The sequence below is a fragment of the Pseudomonas sp. genome, assembly GCF_049645325.1.
Lineage (GTDB): Bacteria > Pseudomonadota > Gammaproteobacteria > Pseudomonadales > Pseudomonadaceae > Aquipseudomonas.
Genome location: NZ_JBARTQ010000093.1, coordinates 1 through 6,890, shown reverse-complemented (window position 1 = coordinate 6,890; position 6,890 = coordinate 1). Strand labels below are relative to the sequence as shown.

The window sequence follows — 6,890 nt, the reverse complement described above, 5'->3', positions numbered from 1 at the left end:
CCAGCTCCCACACAAGCCAGCTCCCAGGCAAGCCAGCTCCCACAAAAGCCAGCCCTCACACAAGCCAGCTCCCACAAAGGCCGGCCCCCACACAATCCACTCACAGATCTGGCCGCGTTAAGTCAGTAGCCGACGGTGAAACGCTGGCGCGAATGCTTCGGCGTTTCCACTTCATCAATCAGGGCAATCGCATAGTCAGCAAAGCTGATCCAACTGCGGCCTTCAGCGCTCACCAGCAAATCATCCTGACCCAAACGGAATGTACCCGTGCGCTCGGCCTCAACGAACTCCGCCGACGGCGACAGGAAAGTCCAATCCAGCGTCTGCTCATGGCCCAGCGTGGCCAAAAACGCCGCGCCCGCGCTGGCTTCAGCCTTGTATTCGGCCGGGAAACCCGGGCTGTCGATCACCCGGCTACCGCCTGGCAGCAACAACGAACCGGCACCGCCCACCACCAGCAAGCGTTTCACCCCGGCTTTTGTCACCGGGCCAATGACCGCGCTGGCCGGCAGGGTGGCAAAGTGCGCCGCACTGATCACCACATCGCTGCCACTGACGGCCTGTTGCAGGGCGTCTGCGTCGAGCGCATCGGCCTGCTTGACCGTGACGCCAGGGCGTACGGCCAGGTTCTCGGTATTACGCGCGATAGCCACAACGCTGTGCCCGCGACGCAGTGCTTCTTCCAACAGTTGGCTACCGGCCCGGCCGGTGGCACCAATGATTGCGATCTTGCTCATGACGTTCTCCAGTACGGTTAGGGTTTAAAACAGGTCACCACTTCATTTCGCCCTTGGCGACTTTGGCGCCCAGTTCGAGGGTGCTTTCATCAGCGAGGTTCGGGTAACGCTTTTTCATGGCCGCAATCAAAGCGGTGGAGTCTTGGGCCTTGGCGGTCTCTTCATCGAAGGCTTTGATGTAGGCGGCGGTAAACGCTACGGATTTCACCGACGGCGTACCCAGGTAGTGACCCGGAATCACGGTGCGGGGTTTCAGGTCTTCAATACGCTTGAGGGTCGCCAACCAGTCGGCATGGGATTTCGCGGTTTGGGTGTCGGCCATCCACACATGGATGTTTTCTGCGACAACGACACCGCCAACCACTGCCTTGATCGAAGGAATCCAGACGAAGGTACGGTCGGGTTGTGCGCCGTCGAGGCCGATCACTTCCAGTTGTTGCCCTTCCAGGGTCAGGCTGTGGCCTTCAAGTACCTGCGGGATCACCATTTTGGCCGGTTTGTCGGCGCCCATCTTTGGGCCCCAAAACGCGAGTTTGTGTTCAACGGTGGCCTTGATGTGGTCTACCACCGGCTGTGGAGCGACCACTTTGGCGTCGGGAAATGCGGTGGCCAGGGTGTCGAGGCCGAAGTAGTAATCCGGGTCGCCATGGCTGATGTAGATGGTAGTGAGGTGTTTGCCGCTGGCGCGAATTTTTTGCACAAGCTGTTCGGCCTGCCCTTTGCCAAATTGCGCATCCACCAGAATCGCGTCTTTCTTACCGCTGACCAGTACCGAGCTGACGGGAAACATGGCGGCTTCGCCCGGGTTGTACGCATCGAGCGTCAGGTCGGCAGCTGCGGCATGGGCCGCGAAAGCCAGGGCCGCCATTGCGGTGGCCAATCGTTTGAGCGTCGAGATCATGTGCAGCTCCAGCAGGGGTGAGTAGTGCACAGAGCTTAGTTGCACTAAACGTCACAAAAAATGCCATGCTTGAACATAGTTTGTTTCTAAAACCGGGCAAATCATGGACCGTCTTCAAGCAATGCGCGTATTTGTCAGCGTAGTGGACCTGGGCAGCCAGTCGGCGGCGGCGGACCACCTCGACCTGTCGCGGCCGGTGGTCTCGCGTTATCTGGCTGAACTTGAGGATTGGGTCGGCGCGCGCTTGATGCACCGCACCACGCGCAAACTCAGCCTCACCACCGCCGGCAGCGAAATGCTGCCGCGTTGCCGACAGATGCTGGAGTTGTGCAATGACATGCAGGCCGCCGTCACCGAGCCGGATGAGGCGCCGCGTGGCCAATTGCGCTTGAGTGTCAGCAGCTCGTTCGGCCAGGCGCAGTTGGCCGATGCCGTTGTCGAGTATGTAAAGCTCAACCCGTTGGTCAGCATTGATATGCAGATGCTCGACCGCACCGTGAACCTGGTGGATGAGCGCATCGACTTGGCCATCCGCACCAGTTTCGAGCTGGACCCCAACCTGATCGCGCGCAAACTAACGCTGTGCCGCTCGGTGATCTGCGCATCGCCAGGGTATTTGCGCGAGCATCCGCACCCTCTGCACGTGCGTGACCTGGCCGCGCACAATTGCCTCACCCACTCTTATTTCGGCAAAAGCCTGTGGCATTTCGTCGAAGAGGGCCAGCCAGTGTCGGTGGCGGTGCAGGGCAATATCAGCGCCAACGAAGCCACGACGCTGCTGCGGGTGACGTTGGCGGGGGCGGGTGTGTCGCGGCTGCCCAGTTATCAGGCGGGCGACTACATCCGCAGCGGCAAGCTGATCCGTTTGCTGCCGGAGGCCGAGCCGCAGCAAATGAGCATTTACGCGGTGTACGCCTCGCGCAAACACATGCCGCTGGCGTTGCGCAGTTTGCTGGATTTTCTGGTGCTCAGGTTTCCGGAAGAACCGGCGTGGGACATCGGCCTTTGAGCTGAAAAGGCCAAGGCGGCATAAACGGGTTGAATGGCGCCCAATAATGGCAACTCGGCCTGACTGACCTATGCTTTAAACAGGACCGTGTAGATCCGTTAAGAGGTCTTTGCCATGACTCTAAAAATCAGAAAGTACCTGATGATTTTCACCCTGTGCGCGTTGGCGACTGCGCTGTATGGGACTGCCGCCTACCGTGTCGAGCAGACCCGCCTGCAGCCGGCGGCCTTCGCAATCGGCTGTCATCAGGGTTTGTGTGTGCCGCGCACCGGCAGTTTCAGCGCACTCAGGTAACCGACTGTTCGGCCTTCAACTGCTCGCGAAAGGCCTTGGGTGAGAACCCGACCCGTCGGCGGAACAGCCGTGAGAAGTTGGTTGGGTCGGAAAACCCCAACACCTCAGACATCTCATTGATGGTCATGCTGGTGTAGGTCAGCAGGCGCTTGGCTTCCAGCAACTGGCGGTCATGCATGATCTGTAGCGCAGGCTGGCCACCCAACTCCCGACACGTCCCGTTCAGGTGTGAGACCGAGATGCCCAGCTTGTGGGCCAAATCTTCAATTTTCGGGTGTTCGCGGTAATGCTGCTCGACCAACTGGGTGAAACGCCGGAAATACTCACGGCCACGCGGCGCGCGCGGGTGGCGGCGCTGGATGGCTTGGCGGCTGATCCACACCAGCAGCACACTGACCAGCGCGTGCATCATCATGTCCCGCGCCGGTTGCTCACTGGCGTATTCGTCCTGCAGACGGGCGAATAGGCTGTTGAGGTAGTCACTGTCCTTGCCGGCCGGGTAATTCCCCAAGGCCTGCAAACCATCCAGCGTCGTGCCCAGCTGCGCCTGCAAATGGCTGACCAGCGGCGCGGCAAGCGTCACGACGTAACCTTCCACATCCTCGGAAAAGCGAAACCCGTGCACACATAAAGGCGGCAGCACTTGCAGGGTCGCCTCGCTCAGGGTGGTGCGCTGGCCTTCGATTTCCAGTTGTGCCTGGCCTTTGTGCACGTACAACAATTGGCACAGATCCGCGTGCCGGTGGGGCTGGATTTCCCACTGGTATTCCCGACTGCGCCGGGAAATGGTCTCGCAGTGCAGCAAATCCGGTGTCGGCCATTGCTGGCTTTCCCCGTACAGCTTGAAGACCGGAATTGCGGAACTGGCAGTTTTGGTCATGGTTTCAATCCGATACTCAGGATAGTGGTGCGGTAATCGCCCCGATTGGCAAAAAGCGCAGGCTTTGTCTTAGTTTTCACCTTCTTATGCCGGCCACTCAAGTGAAAAATGCCAGCAACAAGATCAATGACAACTCTTTCACCAACTCCGTTCGGTGAAGCTTGCGGGCGATAAAAATAATGAAAACGCTGAAAACCCAAGTCGCCATCATTGGCGCCGGTCCTGCGGGGCTGTTGCTCGGTCAACTGTTGCACAACGCGGGTATCCAAACCCTCATCCTGGAACGCCAGCGCGCCGATTACGTGCAAGGCCGCATCCGGGCCGGGGTGTTGGAGCAAGGCATGGTCGACCTGCTGCGCGAGGCGGGCGTCAGCCGACGCATGGACGCCGAAGGGCTGGTGCATGACGGTTTTGAACTGGTGCTGAATGGCCAGCTCACCCATATCGACCTCAAAGCGTTGACCGACGGCCAGTCGGTCATGGTCTACGGCCAGACCGAAGTCACCCGCGACCTGATGGCTGCGCGTGCCGCCGCGGGCGCCGTCACCCTCTACGAAACGCACAATGTGCAGCCCCACGGCATGAAAACTGATCGGCCGTGGCTCACCTTCGAGCATCAGGGCGAAAGCGTTCGCCTGGACTGCGACTACATCGCCGGTTGCGACGGCTTTCACGGCGTGGCACGCCAGTCGATCCCGGCGCCGTCATTGACGGTCTTCGAGCGGGTCTATCCCTTTGGCTGGCTGGGGCTTCTCGCCGACACGCCGCCAGTTCACCCCGAACTGGTGTACGCCAAGCACCCGCGCGGCTTTGCCCTGTGCAGCATGCGTTCGCCAACCCGCAGCCGCTATTACCTGCAGGTGCCGGTGGAAGAACCGTTGGAGGAGTGGTCGGATGAACGCTTCTGGAATGAACTGAAAGCTCGCCTGCCCGGTGCGCTGGCAGAGCAACTGGTCACCGGCCCGTCGATCGAGAAAAGCATCGCGCCGCTGCGCAGTTTCGTGGTGGAACCGATGCAATACGGGCGCCTGTTCCTGCTCGGCGACGCGGCGCACATTGTGCCGCCCACCGGCGCCAAGGGCTTGAATTTGGCGGCCAGTGATGTGAGTACGCTGTATCGCATCCTGCTCAAGGTGTATCGCGACGGCCGCGTGGACTTGCTGGAAAGGTATTCCGCCATCTGCCTGCGCCGCGTGTGGAAGGCCGAGCGGTTTTCCTGGTGGATGACCTCGATGCTGCATGAATTCCCCGAGGCAGATGGGTTCAGCCAGCGCATTGCCGAGAGCGAGCTGGCGTACTTCATCGAGTCGCAAGCCGGTCGTAAAACCATTGCAGAAAATTACGTCGGACTTCCTTACGAGGCTATCGAATAGCCAGCTATCGAGTAAGATGTTGAGCATTCCCGCGGGCCCTTCCTGCCTCGCGGGCCCTGCTCGAAGGTTCTGCCGTGACTAACCTGAATCAGCCCGCCCAACCCGTTCCCGCCATCCGCAGTGTGCTCGTCGCCTTGATGCTGGCGATCTTCCTCGGTGCTTTGGACCAGACCATTGTCGCGGTGTCCATGCCGGCCATTTCCGCGCAGTTCCACGACGTCAACCTGCTGGCCTGGGTGATCTCCGGCTACATGGTGGCGATGACGGTGGCGGTGCCGATCTACGGCAAACTCGGCGACCTGTACGGGCGGCGGCCGATGATGCTGATCGGCATGGGGCTGTTTACCGTCGCCTCGTTGTTCTGCGGCATGGCGCAAAGCATGGAACAACTGGTGCTGGCGCGAATTCTCCAGGGCATCGGCGCCGGCGGGATGATCTCGGTGAGCCAGGCGATCATCGGCGACATTATTCCGCCCCGTGAGCGCGGGCGTTACCAGGGTTATTTCAGCAGCATGTATGCGGTGGCCAGCGTGGCCGGGCCGGTGCTGGGCGGGTACATGACCGAGTACCTGTCATGGCGCTGGGTGTTCCTGATCAACCTGCCGCTGGGCGCCGGCGCCTGGTACGTGGCCCACCGCACGCTGGTGGGGCTGCCGGTGCCGCAACGCAAGCCGATCATCGATTACCTCGGCACCTTGCTGATGATCATCGGCCTGACCGCCTTGCTGCTGGGCATCACCGAAATCGGCCAGGGGCATCATTGGCGCGACGAACAGGTGCTGGGGCTGCTGGGTTGTGCATTGGTGGCGTTGAGTGTGTTTGTCTGGCATGAGCGCCGTGCGCGCGAGCCTTTGTTGCCGATGCATTTGTTTGCCAACCGCAGTGCGGTGCTGTGTTGGTGCACGATTTTCTTTACCAGCTTCCAGGCGATTTCCCTGACGGTGTTGATGCCTTTGCGGTATCAGACCGTCACCGGCTCGGGGGCAGACAGCGCTGCACTGCACTTGCTGCCGCTGGCGTTTGGCCTGCCGGTGGGGGCTTATTGTGCCGGGCGCATGACCTCGGTGACGGGGCGCTATAAACCGATGATTTTGAGTGGGGCGTTGTTGAGTCCGTTTGCAATTCTGGGGATGGCGTTCAGCGCGCCTCAGGATGTGGCGATGACGGCGGTGTTTATGTTGTTGTGCGGGATTGCGGCGGGAATGCAGTTTCCGACGTCACTGGTGGGGACGCAGAATTCGGTGGAGCAGCGGGATATCGGCGTGGCGACCAGTACCACCAACCTGTTTCGCTCCTTGGGCGGCGCGGTGGGGGTGGCGTGTATGTCGGCGCTGTTGTTGGCGTTGTTGCAGGATTCGAGTTTTGCGCATTTGGCGAGTGGGGCGTTGGCGGGCGAAGGCAGTTCCGGCAACGTGTTGCTGGATGGGTTGAATGCGGCGCCTGGGCCGGCGCAGGATGCGTTGCGCGGGGAGTTGGCGGTGACGTTTCGGCATTTGTTGATGGTCAGTGCGGCGGTGTCGCTGTTGGGGTTGGCGGCGGCGGTTGCGATGCCGAATCGGGTGTTGCGGGGGCGGGAAGACAAGGCGCGGTAGTTGGATTGAGTGGGTACATATCCGTTGTCTGGGTAACGGCTGAGTAGGGTTCCGCCCTTACGGCGGGTCACTTTTGGAAGGACCCAAAAGTAACCAAAAGGTCC

7 protein-coding genes are annotated in these 6,890 nt (G+C 60.6%); 4 read left to right on the top strand and 3 right to left on the bottom strand.

Annotated elements, in window-relative coordinates; translation table 11 throughout:
* Nucleotides 1-122: 122 nt before the first annotated feature.
* Together WBB95_RS03835 and WBB95_RS03830 are read right to left on the bottom strand one after the other, a co-directional pair.
* Nucleotides 123-737 carry an NAD(P)-dependent oxidoreductase gene (locus WBB95_RS03835; protein WP_424486371.1) on the bottom strand — a complete coding sequence of 205 codons (615 nt, stop codon included), beginning with the start codon at nt 735-737 and terminating at the stop codon, nt 123-125.
* 34 nt (nt 738-771) lie between these two features.
* On the bottom strand, nt 772-1,638 hold the full coding sequence (locus WBB95_RS03830; protein ID WP_424486370.1) for an MBL fold metallo-hydrolase: 867 nt from the start codon (nt 1,636-1,638) through the stop codon (nt 772-774).
* A gap of 103 nt (nt 1,639-1,741) precedes the next feature.
* Between WBB95_RS03830 and WBB95_RS03825 the strand changes: the two genes are divergently transcribed.
* Both WBB95_RS03825 and WBB95_RS03820 read left to right on the top strand, forming a co-directional pair.
* Nucleotides 1,742-2,647, top strand: coding sequence for a LysR family transcriptional regulator (locus WBB95_RS03825; RefSeq protein ID WP_424486369.1), 906 nt, complete (start codon nt 1,742-1,744; stop codon nt 2,645-2,647).
* Nucleotides 2,648-2,761: 114 nt separating this feature from the next.
* A complete protein-coding gene (locus tag WBB95_RS03820) occupies nt 2,762-2,941 on the top strand; it encodes a hypothetical protein (protein WP_424486368.1) in 180 nt (59 codons plus the stop codon).
* Here WBB95_RS03820 and WBB95_RS03815 read toward each other — a convergent pair.
* The gene (locus WBB95_RS03815; RefSeq protein ID WP_424486367.1) at nt 2,934-3,821 is read right to left on the bottom strand and encodes a helix-turn-helix domain-containing protein; all 888 of its coding nucleotides are present in this window, start codon (nt 3,819-3,821) and stop codon (nt 2,934-2,936) included. The two genes, WBB95_RS03820 and WBB95_RS03815, sit on opposite strands and share 8 nt — an antisense overlap.
* Before the next feature lie 188 nt (nt 3,822-4,009).
* Between WBB95_RS03815 and pobA the strand changes: the two genes are divergently transcribed.
* Nucleotides 4,010-5,194 carry a 4-hydroxybenzoate 3-monooxygenase gene (pobA, locus tag WBB95_RS03810; protein ID WP_424486372.1) on the top strand — a complete coding sequence of 395 codons (1,185 nt, stop codon included), beginning with the start codon at nt 4,010-4,012 and terminating at the stop codon, nt 5,192-5,194.
* Between the two features lie 74 nt (nt 5,195-5,268).
* A complete protein-coding gene (locus WBB95_RS03805) occupies nt 5,269-6,786 on the top strand; it encodes an MDR family MFS transporter (RefSeq protein WP_424486366.1) in 1,518 nt (505 codons plus the stop codon).
* Nucleotides 6,787-6,890: the final 104 nt, after the last annotated feature.

What these genes read in the sequence shown, in the direction of transcription:
- WBB95_RS03820 (WP_424486368.1), top strand. Translation starts at nt 2,762, where the DNA reads ATGACTCTAAAAATCAGAAAGTACCTGATGATTTTCACCCTGTGCGCG.
- WBB95_RS03830 (WP_424486370.1), bottom strand. Translation starts at nt 1,638, where the DNA reads ATGATCTCGACGCTCAAACGATTGGCCACCGCAATGGCGGCCCTGGCT.
- WBB95_RS03815 (WP_424486367.1), bottom strand. Translation starts at nt 3,821, where the DNA reads ATGACCAAAACTGCCAGTTCCGCAATTCCGGTCTTCAAGCTGTACGGG.
- WBB95_RS03835 (WP_424486371.1), bottom strand. Translation starts at nt 737, where the DNA reads ATGAGCAAGATCGCAATCATTGGTGCCACCGGCCGGGCCGGTAGCCAA.
- WBB95_RS03825 (WP_424486369.1), top strand. Translation starts at nt 1,742, where the DNA reads ATGGACCGTCTTCAAGCAATGCGCGTATTTGTCAGCGTAGTGGACCTG.